Source organism: Microbacterium sp. (assembly GCF_026393345.1).
Lineage (GTDB): Bacteria > Actinomycetota > Actinomycetes > Actinomycetales > Microbacteriaceae > Microbacterium.
Map to the genome: position 1 here is coordinate 1 of NZ_JAPLAI010000056.1, position 17,460 is coordinate 17,460.

The 17,460-nt window shown below is 70.8% G+C and carries 19 protein-coding genes; 13 read left to right on the plus strand and 6 right to left on the minus strand.

Annotated elements, in window-relative coordinates; all coding sequences use genetic code 11:
• Nucleotides 1-210: 210 nt before the first annotated feature.
• Nucleotides 211-696: a hypothetical protein gene (locus tag NT132_RS11175; RefSeq protein ID WP_297788679.1), complete on the plus strand. Its 486-nt coding sequence runs from the start codon at nt 211-213 to the stop codon at nt 694-696.
• A 4-nt stretch (nt 697-700) separates the two neighbouring features.
• Here NT132_RS11175 and NT132_RS11180 read toward each other — a convergent pair whose 3' ends face one another.
• Nucleotides 701-1,099: a heme-binding protein gene (locus tag NT132_RS11180; RefSeq protein WP_297788682.1), complete on the minus strand. Its 399-nt coding sequence runs from the start codon at nt 1,097-1,099 to the stop codon at nt 701-703.
• Between the two features lie 20 nt (nt 1,100-1,119).
• The gene (gene fdhA, locus NT132_RS11185; protein WP_297788685.1) at nt 1,120-2,337 is read right to left on the minus strand and encodes a formaldehyde dehydrogenase, glutathione-independent; all 1,218 of its coding nucleotides are present in this window, start codon (nt 2,335-2,337) and stop codon (nt 1,120-1,122) included.
• A gap of 123 nt (nt 2,338-2,460) precedes the next feature.
• On the opposite strand from fdhA, the gene NT132_RS11190 reads away from it, so the two are divergent.
• From NT132_RS11190 to NT132_RS11205, 4 genes are all read left to right on the plus strand, one after another.
• Complete coding sequence (locus NT132_RS11190; protein ID WP_297788688.1) at nt 2,461-2,850, plus strand: VOC family protein; 390 nt, start codon at nt 2,461-2,463, stop codon at nt 2,848-2,850.
• Nucleotides 2,851-2,909: 59 nt separating this feature from the next.
• Nucleotides 2,910-4,244: an APC family permease gene (locus tag NT132_RS11195; protein ID WP_297788691.1), complete on the plus strand. Its 1,335-nt coding sequence runs from the start codon at nt 2,910-2,912 to the stop codon at nt 4,242-4,244.
• A 48-nt stretch (nt 4,245-4,292) separates the two neighbouring features.
• On the plus strand, nt 4,293-5,768 hold the full coding sequence (locus NT132_RS11200; RefSeq protein WP_297788694.1) for an SDR family oxidoreductase: 1,476 nt from the start codon (nt 4,293-4,295) through the stop codon (nt 5,766-5,768).
• Between the two features lie 87 nt (nt 5,769-5,855).
• Complete coding sequence (locus tag NT132_RS11205) at nt 5,856-6,836, plus strand: alpha/beta hydrolase (protein ID WP_297788697.1); 981 nt, start codon at nt 5,856-5,858, stop codon at nt 6,834-6,836.
• Nucleotides 6,837-6,849: 13 nt separating this feature from the next.
• On the opposite strand, the gene NT132_RS11210 is transcribed toward NT132_RS11205, so the two are convergent.
• A complete protein-coding gene (locus NT132_RS11210) occupies nt 6,850-7,218 on the minus strand; it encodes a heavy metal-associated domain-containing protein (RefSeq protein ID WP_297788701.1) in 369 nt (122 codons plus the stop codon).
• A 136-nt stretch (nt 7,219-7,354) separates the two neighbouring features.
• Between NT132_RS11210 and NT132_RS11215 the strand changes: the two genes are divergently transcribed.
• Both NT132_RS11215 and NT132_RS11220 read left to right on the plus strand, forming a co-directional pair.
• The gene (locus NT132_RS11215; RefSeq protein ID WP_297788704.1) at nt 7,355-8,008 is read left to right on the plus strand and encodes an acyl-CoA synthetase; all 654 of its coding nucleotides are present in this window, start codon (nt 7,355-7,357) and stop codon (nt 8,006-8,008) included.
• Nucleotides 8,005-8,337 carry an amino acid transporter gene (locus tag NT132_RS11220; RefSeq protein ID WP_297788707.1) on the plus strand — a complete coding sequence of 111 codons (333 nt, stop codon included), beginning with the start codon at nt 8,005-8,007 and terminating at the stop codon, nt 8,335-8,337. Before NT132_RS11215 ends, NT132_RS11220 begins: the two co-directional genes overlap by 4 nt.
• Nucleotides 8,338-8,617: 280 nt before the next feature.
• On the opposite strand, the gene purB is transcribed toward NT132_RS11220, so the two are convergent.
• Together purB and NT132_RS11230 are read right to left on the minus strand one after the other, a co-directional pair.
• Nucleotides 8,618-9,997, minus strand: coding sequence for an adenylosuccinate lyase (purB, locus tag NT132_RS11225; RefSeq protein ID WP_297788710.1), 1,380 nt, complete (start codon nt 9,995-9,997; stop codon nt 8,618-8,620).
• A 33-nt stretch (nt 9,998-10,030) separates the two neighbouring features.
• Nucleotides 10,031-10,534 carry a low molecular weight protein-tyrosine-phosphatase gene (locus NT132_RS11230; protein ID WP_297788757.1) on the minus strand — a complete coding sequence of 168 codons (504 nt, stop codon included), beginning with the start codon at nt 10,532-10,534 and terminating at the stop codon, nt 10,031-10,033.
• A 115-nt stretch (nt 10,535-10,649) separates the two neighbouring features.
• On the opposite strand from NT132_RS11230, the gene NT132_RS11235 reads away from it, so the two are divergent.
• Both NT132_RS11235 and NT132_RS11240 read left to right on the plus strand, forming a co-directional pair.
• Complete coding sequence (locus tag NT132_RS11235; RefSeq protein ID WP_297788760.1) at nt 10,650-10,919, plus strand: hypothetical protein; 270 nt, start codon at nt 10,650-10,652, stop codon at nt 10,917-10,919.
• Nucleotides 10,916-12,301, plus strand: a complete 1,386-nt coding sequence (locus NT132_RS11240; protein WP_297788763.1) for a hypothetical protein — start codon at nt 10,916-10,918, stop codon at nt 12,299-12,301. The genes NT132_RS11235 and NT132_RS11240 overlap by 4 nt, the downstream gene beginning before the upstream one ends.
• On the opposite strand, the gene NT132_RS11245 is transcribed toward NT132_RS11240, so the two are convergent.
• On the minus strand, nt 12,270-12,662 hold the full coding sequence (locus NT132_RS11245) for a phage holin family protein (RefSeq protein WP_297788766.1): 393 nt from the start codon (nt 12,660-12,662) through the stop codon (nt 12,270-12,272). The two genes, NT132_RS11240 and NT132_RS11245, sit on opposite strands and share 32 nt — an antisense overlap.
• Nucleotides 12,663-12,728: 66 nt before the next feature.
• Between NT132_RS11245 and NT132_RS11250 the strand changes: the two genes are divergently transcribed.
• Genes NT132_RS11250 through NT132_RS11265 form a run of 4 tightly spaced genes read left to right on the plus strand, consistent with a single transcriptional unit; the run spans nt 12,729 to nt 17,386 of the window.
• Entirely contained in the window at nt 12,729-13,841 is a 1,113-nt protein-coding gene (locus tag NT132_RS11250) for a histidinol-phosphate transaminase (RefSeq protein WP_297788769.1), read from the plus strand.
• A complete protein-coding gene (locus NT132_RS11255; protein WP_297788772.1) occupies nt 13,838-14,992 on the plus strand; it encodes a thiamine pyrophosphate-dependent dehydrogenase E1 component subunit alpha in 1,155 nt (384 codons plus the stop codon). The genes NT132_RS11250 and NT132_RS11255 overlap by 4 nt, the downstream gene beginning before the upstream one ends.
• Nucleotides 14,989-15,972, plus strand: coding sequence for an alpha-ketoacid dehydrogenase subunit beta (locus NT132_RS11260; RefSeq protein WP_297788775.1), 984 nt, complete (start codon nt 14,989-14,991; stop codon nt 15,970-15,972). The genes NT132_RS11255 and NT132_RS11260 overlap by 4 nt, the downstream gene beginning before the upstream one ends.
• A gap of 43 nt (nt 15,973-16,015) precedes the next feature.
• Complete coding sequence (locus NT132_RS11265) at nt 16,016-17,386, plus strand: dihydrolipoamide acetyltransferase family protein (protein WP_297788778.1); 1,371 nt, start codon at nt 16,016-16,018, stop codon at nt 17,384-17,386.
• Nucleotides 17,387-17,460: the final 74 nt, after the last annotated feature.

The window sequence follows — 17,460 nt, forward strand, 5'->3', positions numbered from 1 at the left end:
CAGGCCGCTGACCAGACAGGGTCGGCGCGTCAGAGAGCGGTGTAGGAATCCGCCATTTCCCGTGGAATCCTGAGTCCGGGACCACCGCCAACTAGCGTGGAATCCCTGGGGTTATCCGCCATCTCGAGCGGGAACCTACACCCGAGACCCCTGCGGGCCGCCCGCGTACGCGTCTCCCGCGCGTGCCACGTCTCCCTCTATCGTGGTGACATGCGAGAGGTTCCCTCACGCGGGCTGCGGCTCGCACTGGCCGTGGTCGCCTGGTTCAGTCTGCTTTCCGCGGTCGCCGGCATGGTGGGCCTCACACTCGGGGGTGGAATGGGCCTGCCGGTGGAGTGGATCGAGGGCAGCCCCTTCGATTCGTACGTCTGGCCCGGGATCATCCTCGGCGTGGTCGTGGGCGGCGTGCAGGTCCTCGCTCTCGTCGCCCAGTTCCGGCGGTTCCGGCTGGCATGGGGGATGCACGCCGCCGCCGGGCTGACCATGATGAGCTGGATCTTCGTCGAGATCGCCATCCTGCTCGTCTGGTCGCCGCTGCACGGGATCTTCTTCGTCGCCGGGCTCGTGCAGACGATCCTCGCCGTCCTCGCCCTCGGTGCCTGGCCGCATCCGTTCTTCGCGCGGACGACGGCCGGCCCCGCGCGGGGAAGCCGCCGAGCGGGCGACCGGTCGTCACACTCGGCGGCTTCGGACTGACACGTCAGAACGCGCTGGCACCCGCCTCCGCGACGCTGTGGTCCTGATCGCCGGAACCACCGCTGACGCCCACGGCGCCGACGACGACGCCGTCGCGCGACAGCGGGATGCCGCCGGCGAAGATCGCGACCTTGCCGCCGTTGGTGGCGTGGATGCCGAAGAACTGCTGGTTCGGCTGCGAGTTCTCACCGAGGTCTTTCGTCGAGATGTCGAAGGCCCGAGAGGTCCACGCCTTGTTGATCGAGATGTTGACGCTGCCGATCCACGCCCCGTCCTGCCGGGCGTGCGCGACGAGGTTGCCACCGGCGTCCACGACGGCAATGTTCATGGGTTGGCCGATCTCGTCGGCGCGCTTCTCGGCGGCGGCGATGACACGGCGGGCGTCTTCCAGAGTGACGGACATGGTGTTCCTTCCTGTTGGGGTCACGCGGCGATGTAGCCGTTGGGGTTGAGGACGTACTTGCGAGCAGCGCCCTGATCGAACTCGGCGTACCCGCGCGGGGCGTCGTCGAGCGGAATGGGAGTGGCGTTCACCGCCTTCGCGATCTGCACCCGGTCATGCAGGATCGCCATCATCAGCTGGCGGTTGTACCGCATCACCGGACACTGACCGGTCGCGAACGACAGCGACTTCGCCCAGCCGAGGCCGAGGCGGAGCGACAGCGACCCGTGCCGGGCGGCCTCGTCGACGCCGCCCGGGTCGCCCGTGACGTAGAGGCCCGGGATGCCGAGCGCACCGCCGGCGGCGGTGAGGTCCATGAGCGAATTGAGCACCGTCGCTGGGGCCTCGTGCGATGCATCGGCGCCGTGCCCGCGAGCCTCGAAGCCGACCGCATCCACCGCCGCATCCACCTCGGGGACGCCGAGGATCTGGTCGATCTGATCCTTCGGGTCGCCCTTTGACACGTCCACCGTCTCGAAGCCGTTGGCGCGCACCTGTGCGAGGCGATCCTCGTTGAGGTCGCCGACGATGACGACCGCCGCGCCCAGTAGTTGCGCACCCACGGCCGCCGCGACGCCCACCGGCCCCGCTCCCGCTATGTACACGGTCGAACCGGGACGGACCCCCGCGGTGTAGGCGCCGTGGAACCCCGTCGGGAAGATGTCGGACAGCATGGTGAGGTCGAGGATCTTCTCCAGCGCCTGATCGCGGTCGGGGAATTTCAACAGGTTCCAGTCCGCGTAGGGGACGAGGACGAACTCGGCCTGGCCGCCGACCCAGCCGCCCATGTCGACGTACCCGTACGCCGAACCCGGGCGATCCGGGTTCACGTTCAGGCAGATCCCGGTCTTGCCCTCCTTGCAATTGCGGCAGCGACCGCACGCGATGTTGAACGGCACCGAGACGATGTCGCCGACCTTGATGAACTCCACGTCCGGTCCCACCTCGATGACTTCGCCGGTGATCTCGTGACCGAGCACGAGCCCGGCCGGGGCGGTCGTGCGCCCCCGCACCATGTGCTGATCGGAGCCGCAGATGTTGGTGCTGACCGTTCGCAGGATCGCCCCGTGCGGCACCTTCCGGCCGACATTCGCCGGATTGACGCCGGGGCCGTCCTTGAGTTCGAACTCCGGATAGGGAGTATCGACGACCTCGACCTCACCGGGTCCCTTGTACACGACCGCTCTATTCCCGGGCATCGTCGCCCTCCTGTTCTGCGGGCGCTTCGTCCGCAGGACAGAGGTTCCTCCTTCCCGGCCCGGGGCACCACCCCCTTTCCGTCGACTCGGCAGTGCGGCAGTCGCGGGAGTACCCTCGGCGCCATGGCGCGCGACGAGCCGAGGGGCGAGACACTCCGCATCGAGATCTTCCCGGCCGACCTGGACGCCACGGTGCGCTTCTACACCCGCGTCCTCGGGTTCGACCTGGTGCGCGACGAACGCACGTCGGACGTCCCCTACGTCGCGCTACGGCGGGGAGAAGTGCATGTCGGGGCGGCATGGCGCGACGCCCGCGACATGCGCGGCCGGCGCCCGCCGCTGGGCGTGGAACTGGTCCTGGAGACCGATGACCTCCTCGGTGCGCGACAGCGGGTCGTCGACGCCGGCTGGCCACTGGAGGAGGACCTCACCGAGCGGCCGTGGGGGCTGCGCGATGTCCGCATCCTGGACCCCAGCGGGTACTACTGGCGACTCACCGACCGAGCGAGCTGAGCTCTCGTACGGCTGTCAAGGCCCGCTCGGGGGCGCCGCATGCCTCTTAGGGTTGCCGGATGACCAGCGAGAAGACCGTCGACGAGCAAGCCCCCACCGAGCTGCGGCGCGGGATCTCCGGACCCCTGCTCTTCGCCTTCATCCTCGGTGACGTGCTGGGCGCCGGCATCTACGCGCTCATGGGGGTCCTCGCGGGTGAGGTCGGCGGGATGCTGTGGGCACCCCTCGTCGTCGCCCTCCTGCTGGCGCTCCTCACCGCCGGGTCGTACGCGGAACTCGTCACCAAGTATCCGAAGGCGGGCGGCGCCGCGGTGTTCGCGGAGCGGGCGTTCCGAAGTCCCCTGGTCTCGTTCCTGGTCGGCTTCTGCATGCTCGCGGCCGGCGTCGTCAGCGCCGCCGGGCTCGCGCTCGCGTTCGCCGGCGACTACTTCGCCACCTTCATCGACGTGCCCCCGATCCCGGTCGCGATGGCGTTCCTCGTGCTGGTCGGTGCGTTGAACGCCCGCGGCATCCGGGAATCCATGGGCGCCAACTTCGTGATGACCGCGATCGAGCTGAGCGGCCTGGTCATCGTCATCGCCGTGGTCTCGGTCATGTTCGCCAGCGGCGGCGGCGAACTCTCCCGCGTCGGGCAGCTGCCGGAGGGGTCGGGGCTCGCCACCGCCGTGCTCGGGGGTGCCATCATCGCCTACTACTCCTTCGTCGGGTTCGAGACGTCCGCCAACGTGATCGAAGAGGTCACGCACCCGCGCAAGGTCTACCCCCGTGCCCTGTTCGGCGCCCTGCTCACCGCAGGTGTCGTCTACGTCCTGGTGGGGCTCGCGAGCGCGATCGCCCTGCCGGCCTCGGAACTCGAGGACTCCAGCGGCCCCCTCCTCGCCGTCGTCGAGGCGAGCGGCGTCGCCATCCCGTCGTGGCTGTTCAGCCTCATCGCCCTCGTCGCGGTGGCCAACGGCGCCCTGCTCACCATGATCATGTCGAGCCGTCTCGCCTACGGCATGGCGCAGCAGGGGCTGCTGCCCGAGGTGCTGTCCAAGGTTCTGCCGAAGCGCCGCACGCCCTGGGTCGCGATCATCGCCACGACGGTGGTGGCGATGCTGCTCACCCTCGTCGGCGATCTCGGCACGCTGGCGGAGACTGTCGTGCTGCTGCTTCTCATCGTGTTCCTCAGCGCGAACGTCTCGGTGCTGGTGCTGCGGCGCGACCACGTCGAGAACGACCACTTCCGGGTGTGGACGTTCGTGCCGGTCCTCGGCATCGCCTCCTGCATCCTGCTGCTCACCCAGCAGCGGCCGATCGTGTGGCTCTTCGCCGCCATCCTCGTTGCGGTGGGCGCCGTGCTCTTCTTCATCGCCCGCTGGGGCAGACGACGCAGCGACGCGCGCAAAGCCTGACCGCGCCCGTCCTCGGCGTTCACTCGGGCAGCCTCGATACACTGCCCTGTGCCCTCCGAGACCGCCGATACCCCCGCCGTCCGGTCGATCTCACCCGAAGACCTCGCCACCGCGCTGCGCGTGCTGGAGGAGGCGGAGCAGCTCGACCGTGAGTCGGCCGACTACGTCGCGCTGAAGCGCGCCACCGGCAAGCTGTACAAGGCGGTCAAGCAAGATGGCCGTCGCGCGAAGCGTCAGCGCATCGCGGAGGCCGACCGTGCGGTCGTCGCGGCGACCGCGACCGGGGCACCCGACCGGATCGACGACGAGACCCGCGGCATCCCGCTGGCGGCACGCGTCGCGGCGCCGATCGCGGGGGAGCTCCTGAAGCCCCGCGCCTGCTACATCTGCAAAGAGCAGTACACGATCGTCGACGCGTTCTACCACCAGCTCTGCCCGGACTGCGCGGCGATGAGCCACGAGAAGCGCGATGCCCGCACCGACCTGACGGGCCGCCGCGCTCTGCTCACCGGCGGCCGCGCGAAGATCGGCATGTACATTGCGCTGCGCCTGCTCCGTGATGGCGCGCACACCACCATCACCACCCGTTTTCCCCGGGATGCGGTGCGGCGCTTCGCTGCCCTCCCCGACGCGGCGGACTGGCTGCACCGGCTGAAGGTCGTCGGCATCGATCTGCGCGACCCCGCCCAGGTGATCGCCCTCGCCGACGCCGTTGCCGCCGACGGGCCCCTCGACATCCTGATCAACAACGCCGCGCAGACCGTCCGCCGGTCGGCGGGCGCGTACAAGCCGCTGGTGGATGCGGAGCTCGCTCCGCTGCCGGACGGGCCGCTGCCGGAGCTGCTCACTTTCGGCCACACCAACGACGCGCATCCCCTCGCGCTGGCGCAGTCGGTGTCGGCGCACCCGATCCTCGCCGCCGCCGCCCGGACCGCCGACGAGCTGACGGCGGAGGCGATGACGGCGGGGTCGTCGTCGCTCGAACGGCTGGCCGCCGGAACCGCCATCGACGCGGGCGGGCTGCTCCCGGACGAGCTGCACATCAACAGCTGGACCCAGCACGTGGATCAGGTCGACCCGCTCGAGATGCTCGAGGTGCAGCTGGCGAACACCACCGCACCCTTCCTGCTCGTCAGCCGGTTGCGGGCCTCGCTCGCCGCATCCCCCTTCCCGCGCACGTACATCGTGAACGTGTCGGCGATGGAGGGCGTGTTCGGGCGCGGCTACAAGGGCCCGGGGCACCCGCACACCAACATGGCCAAGTCGGCGCTGAACATGCTGACCCGCACCAGCGCCCGCGAGATGTTCGAGACCGACGGCATCCTCATGACCGCCGTCGACACCGGCTGGATCACCGACGAGCGCCCGCACTTCACGAAGGTGCGGCTGGCAGAGGAGGGGTTCCACGCCCCGCTCGACCTCGTCGACGGCGCCGCACGCGTCTACGACCCCATCGTGCGTGGCGAGGCCGGTGAGGACCTCTTCGGCGTCTTCCTCAAGGACTACCGCCGCAGCTCCTGGTGACCCGGCCGCGGCGTCACCCCTGCGGGACCAAGACGGAGCGCGGCACGGGCAAGATGGGTGTCGTCACCGCCGACCTCGAGGAGCCGTATGTCTGAGACCACCGAACCCGCCCCGACCCCGGCGACACCCCTTGGGATCGAATCCGTCGACCCGGACTTGCGCCCCGCGCTCGCGAAGCTCCCCACCCTCGACAACTCCCGCCGCATCGTCCGTCTGCTCGGACGGTTCGGGGCGCGCCGGCTTCTCCGCGCCTATCGGGTGCCCGGCGTCACCGTGGAGTGGCGGCGGGACGGGCCGCTCTGGGTGCGGATCTACCGGCCGCGCCAGCCCGGCGGGGGAGGATTCCTGTGGATCCACGGCGGCGGCTTGGTGATCGGCTCGGCCAAGCAGGATGACCGCCTGTGCGCTGAGACCGCCGCGGAGCTCGGGGTCACGGTGGTCTCGGTCGAGTACCGTCTGGCTCCCGAATCGCCCTTCCCCGCGGCGCTGGACGACGCGCTCGCCGCCTGGCACTGGATGCGCCGGCACGCCACGGACCTTTCCATCGACCCGGACCGCATCGCCCTGGGCGGGGAGAGCGCCGGTGCCGGGATCGCGGCCGCGCTCGCTCAGCGCCTGCGCGACGAGGGCGGCCCGCAGCCGGTCGCGCAATGGCTCTTCGCGCCGATGCTGGACGACCGGACGGCGGCGCGGCGCGACCTGGACGCGGTGGACCACCCGGTGTGGAACAACGTCGCCAACCGGTTCGGCTGGACCTCGTATCTCGGTGCGGCGCCCGGGGCGGCACCGGTGCCGACTTACGCGGTGCCCGCTCGCGTCGAGGATCTCGCGGGCCTGCCGCCCGCGTGGCTGTGCGTCGGCGACATCGAGCTCTTCCACGACGAGGTCGCCGACTACGCGGGTCGCCTGGCGGCGGCGGGGGTCCCCGTCGTGCTCGATGTCGTGCCGGGTGGTGCGCACGGTTTCGAGAACTGGGCCGCCGGCACTGCGCTCGCTAAAGCCCTCACCGCCCGTGCCCGCGCGTGGCTCGCGGACCAGGGTCTCGCGGGGCAGGGCCTCGCGCGCTGACGCCGAAGACCGCTCAGACCGCGGCGTCGTGGAGGCGGTAACCGGCCTCCTCGATCGCGGCGCGTGCCGCATCCGGGTCCAGGGCGGTGGGGCCGTCGACGTGCACGCGTGACACGCCCCCGGCGACGAGGTCGACGCTCACCGAGGAAACCTCGGGCAGGGCGCTGAGCTCCTGGGTCACGGCGGTCACGCAGTGCGCGCAGGTCATGCCGTCCACGAGCAGCTCGACGCCGGTCGCCGACACGGCGGTGTCGCGAGACGCGGGGGTGGGAATGCTATCATGGCCGCCGCTGTCATGGCCGCCGCAGACGCACGCGCCGCCGTCGCACCCGCATCCGCTTGCCGCATCCCGCCGGCCGAATTCGATCCGCTGAATACCCATGGTGGTTCCCTCCGAGTCAGCCACGATACCCCTCCTGGGTATCGCTGAGGGCCTCCGCCCGCGCCCGCGCGCAGCGAATCCGCAGGACCGCCGGAACTAGACTGGGGGTATCCCGTCTTTCGTCCAGGAATCCGCCGTGTCCCACGCTCCCGCCGCCCGCGCCTTCGAGGTGCGCCACGTCCAGCTCGGTCGTGCCCTTTTCGCCGCCATCGCCGCGCTCATGGTCACCTTCTCGACGGACCACTCCGCGGTGCTCGGTCTCTCCGTCTTCAGCGGTTTCGCGATCGCCACGGGACTCGTGCTGCTGCTCGGTGCGTGGCTCGCGTACCCCACCGGCCGCCGTGCGCTGCCGGTGGTCCTGGGCCTGGTGTCGCTGATCGCCGGCATGATCGGCGGGCTGCCTCCGCTGCGCACCACGACCATGTTCTTCGTCCTCGTCATCTCGTGGGCGTTGCTCACCGGGCTCATCGAGGGCATCGCCGGATGGCGCGCGCTGCGCCGCTCGGCGAAGTCCAGCGTCGCCCGCGCGGAGGCGCGCGACGTGCTGACGGTCGGCATCGCTGGCGTCGTGCTCGGCCTCGGAACCCTCGTGGTCCCCGCCCGGTACGCCCTGAATTACTACATCGAAGAAGCGGGGCAGAGCTTCACGCTCACCGGCATCGCGATCGCGGTCGGACTGTTCGGCGCCTACGGCGCGATCGTCGCCGTGTACCTCGGCATCGCGGCGTTCTCGCCGCGGCGCGAGGACGCGGACGCCGTTCCTGCCCCGATCGAGGACGGTCGCTCATGAACGATAAGCCCAGTCGCCGCGAACTGATGCGGCCGGTGCAGCTGCTGGGGCTCGCCTTCGGCGCGGCCCTGTTCGCGGGCATCGTCACGCTCGTCTCCATGGGGGCGTTCCAGGCCCACCCGGCCGCCGACATCCAGCGCGCGATCGTCGCAGGTCTCGTCGTCGCAGGCATCACCTTCATCGTGGTGCTCGTCGGGATTTCGCTCCTCATGCTCGCGATCGACCCCGCCGAGATCGCCAAGACGGTGGACCGCCCGGTGCTGCTCGACCCGCCCGCGAAGGACGAGCCCGACGACCGCGCGGACGGCGGCACTCCCGCATCCCGCTGAGCTGCACGGCCGCCGGTGCCTGCCGTTCCTGCACATAACTCAGGCAGAACCGCGCGGACGGCCCGGGTCGACGGCCGGAACGGCGGATTTGCCTGAATTCTGGACGCCGACGACCCGGCACCGTGCGGACCCGCACGGCGGACCCGCACTGCGGCCACCCGCATCCGCTGAATGCACATAATTCAGGCAGAACCGCACCTACGGCCCCGATCGGCGGCCGGAACGGCGGATCTGCCTGAATTGTGAACGCCCGGGCTCCGGGGGTCGACTCGGGGCTGGCTCAGGCGTCGGTGACGAGGCTCTCGGCCAGACCGGTGTAGGTCGCGGGGGTGAGCGCCAGCAGGCGCTCCTTCGCCGCGTCACCGATCTCCAGGCCCGAGACGAACTCGGCGAGCTCGGCGGCGCCGACGCGACGGCCGCGGGTGAGCTCCTTCAGCAGCGCGTACGGGTCGGTGATGGTCGAGCGCCCCGCGACGACCTCGGCGCGGACGACCGTCTGGATCGCCTCGGCCAGCACCTCCCAGTTGCCGTCGAGATCGGCCAGCAGCACCGGACGCGACAGTGAGATCTCGCTGAGCCCGCGCAGCAGGTTGTCGAACGCCAGCAGCGAGTGCCCGAACGCGACGCCGATGTTGCGCTGCGTCGTCGAGTCGGTGAGGTCGCGCTGCATCCGTGAGGTGACGAGCGTCGAGGCGAGGGTGGCGAACAGGCCGCCGGCGATCTCGAGGTTCGCCTCGGCGTTCTCGAACCGGATTGGGTTGATCTTGTGCGGCATGGTCGACGAACCGGTCGCGCCCGCCACCGGGATCTGCGCGAAGTAGCCGAGCGAGATGTACGTCCAGATGTCGGTCGCGAGGTTGTGCAGGATGCCGCCGGCGTGACGCGCGCGGTCGTACAGCTCCACCTGCCAGTCGTGCGACTCGATCTGCGTCGTCAGCTCGTTGAACCCGAGGCCCATGCCCTCGATGAACGCGCGAGAGATCTCCGGCCAGTCGAGGTCCGGGTCGGCGGCGAGGTGCGCCGACCAGGTGCCGGTGGCGCCGGAGAACTTCGCGAGGAAGTCGGACGCGGCGACCTGCCCGACGACGCGCTCGAGGCGTGCCGCGAAGACGGCGAGCTCCTTGCCCATGGTCGTGGGGGTCGCCGGCTGGCCGTGCGTGCGGGAGAGCATCGCCGCATCGCGGTGCTCGTGCGCGAGCTCGCGCAGCCGGGCGATCACGGCGTGAAGCTTCGGCAGCCACACCTCGAGCACCGCGCGCTTCACGGTGAGCGCATACGCGGCGGAGTTGATGTCCTCGCTGGTGCAGGCGAAGTGGGTGAGCTCGGCGATGGCGTCCAGCCCCAGCTCGGCGAGCCGGTCACGCACCAGGTACTCGACGGCCTTCACGTCGTGACGGGTGATGGCCTCGCGCTCGGCCAGCCAATCGATCTCGGCCTGACCGAAGTCGCGGTACAGCGCGCGCAGGCGCTCCTGGTCCGCATCCGCCAGCGGGGTCGAGCCGAACACCCTGCGGTCGGTGAGCGCGATGAGCCACTCCACCTCGACCTCGACGCGAGCACGGTTGAGTCCCGCCTCGGAGAGGAAGGCGCCGAGGTCGGACACCGCGGCGCGGTAGCGACCGTCGAGGGGGCTGAGCGGCTGCACGGGAAAGGAGGTCACGGTTCTCCGGGGGGATGCGGCCACCACCGCGGCCTAGACGGCCGAGCGGATAGCGGGTTCCAGTTGCCGGAAGAGCGCCCGGCTCGCGTTCTCGATCATACCGAGCACCTCGTCGAACATCTCGGGCCCCGCGTAGTACGGGTCGGGAACGTCGAGCTCGTCCCGCGCATCGGGGTCGAACGTCCGCAGCAGCACGACCTTGCCGGCATCGGACTCCGTGGGCGCCCACTCCCGCAGCACCCGCTCGTGTGAGCGGTCGAGTGCGACGATGAGGTCGCTCTCGGCGAAGTCCGACAACTCGAACTGCCGTGCGCGATGCCCCGACCCGTCGTAGCCATGGCCGGAGAGGGAGGCGAGCGTCCGCTGGTCGGCCCGCTCACCCACGTGCCAGTCACCGGTGGCGGCGCTCTTCACGGCGACGCGGTCGCCGAGGCCGACGGATTCGGCGAACCACCGGAACACGATCTCCGCCATCGGTGAGCGGCAGATGTTGCCCGTGCACACGAAAACGACGCGGAACGGTGCGGATGCGGTCACCCGGCCATTCTCCGCCCGCGCCACCTGTTCTGCACAGCCCGAGCCGCGGACCGCGGCGTCCACCGGTCACGCCGGGTCGCCGCTGCCCATGCGGTGGGCGGCGCACGCTCGGAGCATGATCCCGTTCGCCGATCCCGCGACCGCCCTGTTCGCCGTCGACGCGGCGCGCGGCGCGCTCCGCGACGCCGAGGAACGCCTCCGCCTGACGCGTGCCCGCGTGGCGGCGCTCGACGGTCGGTCGGGCTGGGTGTCGCCCGCCGCGACCGCGTTCCGGGTGGCGTTGTCGGAGTGGGGCGACGCGATCACCGCGCACGAGCAGCTCATCGCGGATCTCGACACCCACCTGGCGACGGTGCGGGCGGGGCTGCTGGGCGGCACGCGATGAGCGACGATCTCGCCATCTCCTCCGGCGGGGCCATCGCCGTCGACGCCGACGATCTTCGGCAGGCGGCCGACGACCTCGCCGGCATCCGCGGTCTGCTCGAGGAGGCGGTGGACGATGTCGACCGCGCCCGACGCTTCCTCGGAATGGCGGTGTCGGGCCTCCACGACGCGCAGCTGCAGGCGCTGCGCGTGCGGGCGGCGCTGGAGCAGCAGGGTCCGGAGGCCGACCGGCTCGTGACTGCGCTCCGCACCGCCGCGGCTGCGTACGACCTCATCGAACTGCGGGTCGAGCGGGATGCCGCGCTCGCCCGGGGCGGTCGCACCGCGGCCGATTACCTCGATGCCCGCATCGCGGCGCTGTCGGCGGAGTACCCGGAGGCGGTCGACCTCGCGGGCGACGCGGTGACCGCGCAGCAGCACACCGGCGACCCGGCGCTGACCCAGCTCGTCCTCCTCGCCGCCATGATGCCGGTGCTCTTCAACGTCGCCTGGCTCGCGGCGGCGATCGCGGGCGTCCGCGCCACCGGCCTCGGCCGGATCCCCCGGGATCCGCAGACCCCGCTCCGCGTGCCCGCCCCGCCGATGACCACGGTGCCGCCGTCGGGGCCGGCGATCACCACACCGCCTGACACGCTCGCGGCGGCGGTCGGCCGCATCCCGAGCGGCGGCGAGGCGCGGGTGCGGGTGGAGCGGTACGACCTGCCCGACGGCACCCGCGCCTTCGCCGTCTACGTCACCGGCACGCAGGCGTTCCTCGACCGCCTCGAGTGGATGAACATGCCGGCGAACGTGCAGCTGTTCACCCGGCAGGATGCGGCGTCCCTCGCGGCGGTGCGGGCGGCGCTGGAGGCCGCGGGTGCACGGCCCGGCGATTCGCTGTTCGCCTTCGGGCACTCGCAGGGAGGCATGATCGTCGACGCGCTCGCCGCGGAGGGCACCTATCGCACCGAGGTGCTGGGCACCGTCGGTTCGCCGACCTCGTACGACGCGCCGCCCGACACCCTCAGTGTCGAGCTGCGACACCACGACGATCCGGTCGCCGCGCTCGCCGACGGGGGTCACCCGCAGCAGGTCGGCGCGGCGGGCAGCTTCGTCGCCGAACGCACCGCCGACCCGGCCGTGGGCCCGCAGGACCTCACGCTCGCCGCGCATCAGCTCGACACCTACCTCGAGACGGCGGCGCTCGTCGACGACTCGGGGGACCCGCGGGTGGACCGGCTGCAGGATCGGCTCGGGGTGCTCGCCACCGCGACCCGGGTGACAGTGACCGAATACGCGCCGACCACCCCGCCGACGGCGGTGCCCGCGCCGACGCCGCAGGAGTTTCCGGTGCCGGAGCTGACCGGTGAGGTCAGTCGCGATCGCGGCGGGGCCGCAGGATGATGCCGAAGATCCAGTTGATGAGGGTGATGATGAGCGCCGCGACCACGCCCCACCAGAAGTCCTCGACGCGCAGTCCCCAGCTCCACAGCTGCGTGATCCACGCCGTCAGCCACAGCAGGAAACCGTTGACCACGAGGGAGAACAGCCCGAGCGTGAGGATATAGAGCGGGAAGGTGAGCACCTTCACCACGGTGCCGACGATCGTGTTGATGACGGCGAAGATGGCCGCCACCGCCAGCAACGACAGCACCAGCTGCAGTGTCTCCCCCGGCGCGAAGGGGATGATGCTCACACCCAGGGGGATCAGCGTCACCACCCAGATCGCGAAGGCGTTGACGACGATCCGGATGACCAAGCGCATGCCGTCAGTGTGGCACGGGCACCGCGGCACCGCATCCGGATCCGGGGCGGCTCCTAGACTCGACGGGTGACCGAGCCGATTCCCGTCCGCATCCGCCCCGAAATCGCGGCCCTGCCCCCCTATAGGCAAGGCAAGCAAGCCGGCGCCGATGCGTACAAGCTGTCGAGCAACGAGAACCCCTTCGACCCGCTGCCCCACGTGATCGCCGCGATGCAGGCGCAGGTCGGCGCGAACCGCTACCCCGACGCCACCGCCTCCCGCCTCCGCGGGCGCCTGGCCGAACGGTACGGCGTCACCCCCGACGAGGTGCATGTGGCGGCCGGCAGCGTGTCGATCCTGTACCAGCTCGTGCAGGCGGCCGCGGGCCCCGGCGACGAGGTCGTGTACGCCTGGCGGTCGTTCGAGGCGTACCCCGGCCTCGCCGTCGTCGCCGGCGCCGACCGGGTCGAGGTGCCGCTGACCGCCGACGGTCGTCACGACCTGGCGGCGATGGCCGCAGCCGTCACCGACCGCACCCGCGTCGTCATCGTCTGCAGCCCGAACAACCCCACCGGTCCCGTGGTGACGCAGGCCGAATTCGATGAGTTCGTGGCGCTCGTCCCCACGGACGTGCTGATCGTGCTCGACGAGGCGTACGCGGAGTTCGTCACCCGCGAGGACGCCGTCGACGGCCTGCGCGACCTCGGCGTCATTCGCCCGAACATCGTGGCGCTTCGCACGTTCTCGAAGGCGTACGGCCTGGCGGGCCTGCGGATTGGATACGCGATCGGGCACCGGCGGGTGCTGGATGCGGCCCGCGCGACCGCGATCCCGCTCTCGGTCACCGCCCAGGCCGAGGACGCCGCACTCGCGAGCCTCGACGCCGAGGACGAGCTCCTCGACCGGGTGCGCACGATCGCCGACCGCCGCGACCGGCTCGCTGCGGCCCTCCGGGAGGGCGGCTGGCAGGTGCCGGACGCGCAGGGGAACTTCGTCTGGCTGGCCACCGGGGAGCAGACCCTGGATGCGGCGGCGACGTTCGAGGCCGCCGGGATCATCGTCCGCCCCTTCGCCGGGGAAGGGCTGCGGATCTCGGTCGGCGAAGAGGAGTCTGTAGAGAAGGTCACACGGATCGCCGCATCCATTGTCGAGACCCTTCCGGAGAGGCACTCGGGACGGCGGCTACGGTGGGAAACGTGACCTCCGCCGACACGGTGAACCTCGTCCCCACCGATGACCCGGATCTTGTCCGGGTTCTCGCCGCCGACGGCTCCTTCGCCCCCACGCCGGCCGCCGAGCCGTACCTCGACCTGATCGACGCGCTTCCCGACGCCGATCTCGAGACCTTCTACCGCGACATGGCGGTGATCCGGGCCTTCGACCGCCAGGCCACCAACCTGCAGCGGCAGGGACATCTCGCGCTGTGGCCGCCGAGCCTCGGCCAGGAGGCCGCACAGGTCGGCTCCGCCCGCGCCGCGCGGGCGCAGGACCACATCTTCCCGTCGTACCGCGAGCACGCGGTGTGCCGCATCCGTGGCGTCGACCTGCTCGACATCATCCGCGTGATGCGCGGCCTCACGCACGGCGGATGGAATCCGTACGACCCGAAGAACGGCAACACCCACATCTACACGCTGGTCCTCGGCTCGCAGACTTTGCACGCCACGGGCCTTGCGATGGGCCTCACCTTCGACGGCAAGAGCGGCACCGGCGACGCCGAGCGCGACGAGGCCGTCATCGTCTATTACGGTGACGGGGCGTCCAGCCAGGGCGACGTGCACGAGTCGATGGTCTTCGCCGCGAGCTTCCAGACCCCCGAGGTCTTCTTCCTGCAGAACAACCAGTGGGCCATCTCGGTGCCGGTGCGCACCCAGTCGCCCGCGCCGTTGCACCTCCGGGCGGCCGGCTACGGCATGCCAAGCATCCAGGTCGACGGCAACGACGTCCTCGCCAGCTACGCCGTCACGCGGCGGGCGCTGGACGAGGCACGGGCCGGACACGGGCCCCGCGCCATCGAAGCGATGACGTACCGGATGGGCGCACACACCACGAGCGATGACCCCACCAAGTACCGCACCGGTGACGAGGAATCGGCGTGGGCGAAGCGTGACCCGCTCGCGCGCATGCGGGCGTACCTGCTCTCCCGCGGGGCGAGCGAGGAGTTCTTCGCCGGCGTCGACGAGGAGGCCGCCGCCTACGCCGATGACATCCGAGTCCGCACGGTGGCGCTCGGCGGCATCCCCGCCGACGGCATCTTCACGCACGTGTACAGCGAACCGCATCCCCTGATGGAGCAGCAGCGCCAGTGGCTGGCCGACTACGAGGCATCCTTCGGGGAGGGCCAGGCATGACCGACACCACCACCATGCCGATGAGCAAGGCCCTGAACGCGGGCCTGCGCGCGGCCATGCAGCGCGACGACCACGTGCTCCTCATGGGTGAGGACATCGGTCCGCTCGGCGGCGTGTTCCGCATCACCGAGGGTCTGCAGGCCGAGTTCGGCGACCGCCGCGTCATCGACACCCCGCTGGCCGAATCCGGCATCATCGGCACCGCCATCGGCCTGGCCATGGGCGGGTTCCGCCCCGTGTGCGAGATCCAGTTCGACGGCTTCGTGTACCCCGGGTTCGACCAGATCACGAGCCAGCTCGCGAAGATCACCAACCGCCATGAGGGCGCCATGCGCATGCCCGTCGTGATCCGCATCCCCTACGGCGGCCACATCGGCGCGATCGAGCACCACCAGGAGAGCCCCGAGGCGTACTTCACGCACACCCCGGGCCTGCGGGTCGTGAGCCCCTCGACGCCGAACGACGCGTACTGGATGATCCAGGACGCCATCCTCTCCGACGACCCGGTCATCTTCCTCGAGCCCAAGAGCCGGTACTGGCCCAAGGGTGAGGTCGATCTCACGTCGCAGGCGCTGCCGCTGCACGCGTCGCGTGTCGTCCGCCGCGGCACCGACGTCACCCTCGTCGGGCACGGCGCCATGGTCGCGACCCTGCTGCAGGCCGCCGCGCTCGCCGAGTCCGAGGGCGTCTCGGCCGAGGTCGTGGACCTCCGTTCCCTCTCCCCCGTCGACTACGGCCCGATCCTCGAGTCGGTGCGGCGCACCGGTCGCATGGTCTATGCGCAGGAGGCGCCGGGGTTCACCTCGCTCGGCTCCGAGATCGCGGCGACCGTCGCCGAGCAGGCGTTCTACGCGCTCGAGGCGCCCGTGCTGCGGGTGTCGGGGTTCGACGCACCCTTCCCGCCCGCGAAGCTCGAGGGCACCTACCTCCCCGATCCCGACCGCATCCTCGAGGCCGTCGACCGGGCCCTGGCGTACTGACCCACCTCCCCGACCCCTCACCGGGAACGGCGAAAGGACCACGATGAGCAGCCAGACCTTCCACCTGCCCGACGTCGGCGAAGGCCTCACCGAGGCCGAGATCGTGCAGTGGCACGTCGCCGCGGGCGACACCGTCGCGGTCAACGACGTGCTGGTCGAGATCGAGACGGCGAAATCGCTCGTCGAGCTGCCGTCGCCGTTCGCCGGCACCGTCGGCGATCTGCTGGTGCCGGAGGGGACCACGGTCGAGGTCGGCGCCGCGATCATCACCATCACGGATGCGGCCGCCACCCCCGTCGATGCGCCGCTGCCGACGGATCACCCGACGGCGACGCACGACGGCTCCGGGTCGGTGCTCGTCGGGTACGGCTCGGCCGGCGACGTCACCTCCCGCCGCCGGAAGCCCGCGCAGCGTCCCGCAGTCGCCGCGGCCGGCGTCGTGGCGAAGCCCCCGATCCGCAAGCTCGCCCGCGATCTCGGCGTCGACCTGTCGGCCGTGACGCCGTCCGGCGAGGGCGGCGAGGTCACACGCGACGACGTCATCAAGCACGCCTCACAGGCCTCCGTGTTCCGCAACATCGAGACCCCGGAGTGGCCCGAGGTGCGCGAGGAGCGCATCCCCGTCGCACCGGAGGTCGCCGCATCCGCCGTCGCGCCCCCGATCCAGTCCGCATCCACGTCTCCTCGCGTCGCCCCCGCCCCCGCCGGCGACCGGGAGGAGGCCATCCCGGTGAAGGGCGTCCGCAAGGCCACCTCGAGCGCCATGGTGCGCTCCGCCTACACCGCCCCGCACGTGTCGGTGTGGACCGACGTCGACGCCACCCGCACCATGGAGCTCGTCAAGCGGCTGAAAGCGTCGCCGGACTTCGCCGACGTGAAGGTGTCTCCCCTGCTCATCATGGCGCGGGCTGTGATCTGGGCGGTGCGACGCACTCCGATGATCAATGCGTCGTGGATCGACTTGGAAGACGGCAGCGCCGAGATCCGGGTGCGACACTTCGTCAATCTCGGCATCGCTGCTGCAACGCCTCGCGGTCTACTCGTGCCGAACATCAAGGACGCGCAGAATCTCAACATGCACGGGCTTGCGTCGGCGCTGCAGAACCTGACGGTCACCGCCCGCGAGGGCAAGACCACCCCCGCCGACCAGCAGGGCGGCACCATCACCATCACGAACATCGGCGTGTTCGGGATGGACGCGGGGACCCCCATCATCAACCCCGGCGAATCCGGGATCATTGCCATGGGCGCCATCCGGCAGAAGCCGTGGGTCATTGATGGCGAGGTGCGCCCCCGGTGGGTGACGACGGTCTCCGGCTCGTTCGATCACCGTGTCATCGACGGCGACGGCGTGAGCCGCTTCGTCGCCGACGTGGCCTCGGTGCTCGAGGAGCCCGCGCTCCTGCTCGACTGAGAGCGGGTCCGTTGTGGGACGGCGAGGAGCGCCGCATCCGATTTGAGAACGATTCTCATTAACCATAGAGTGGG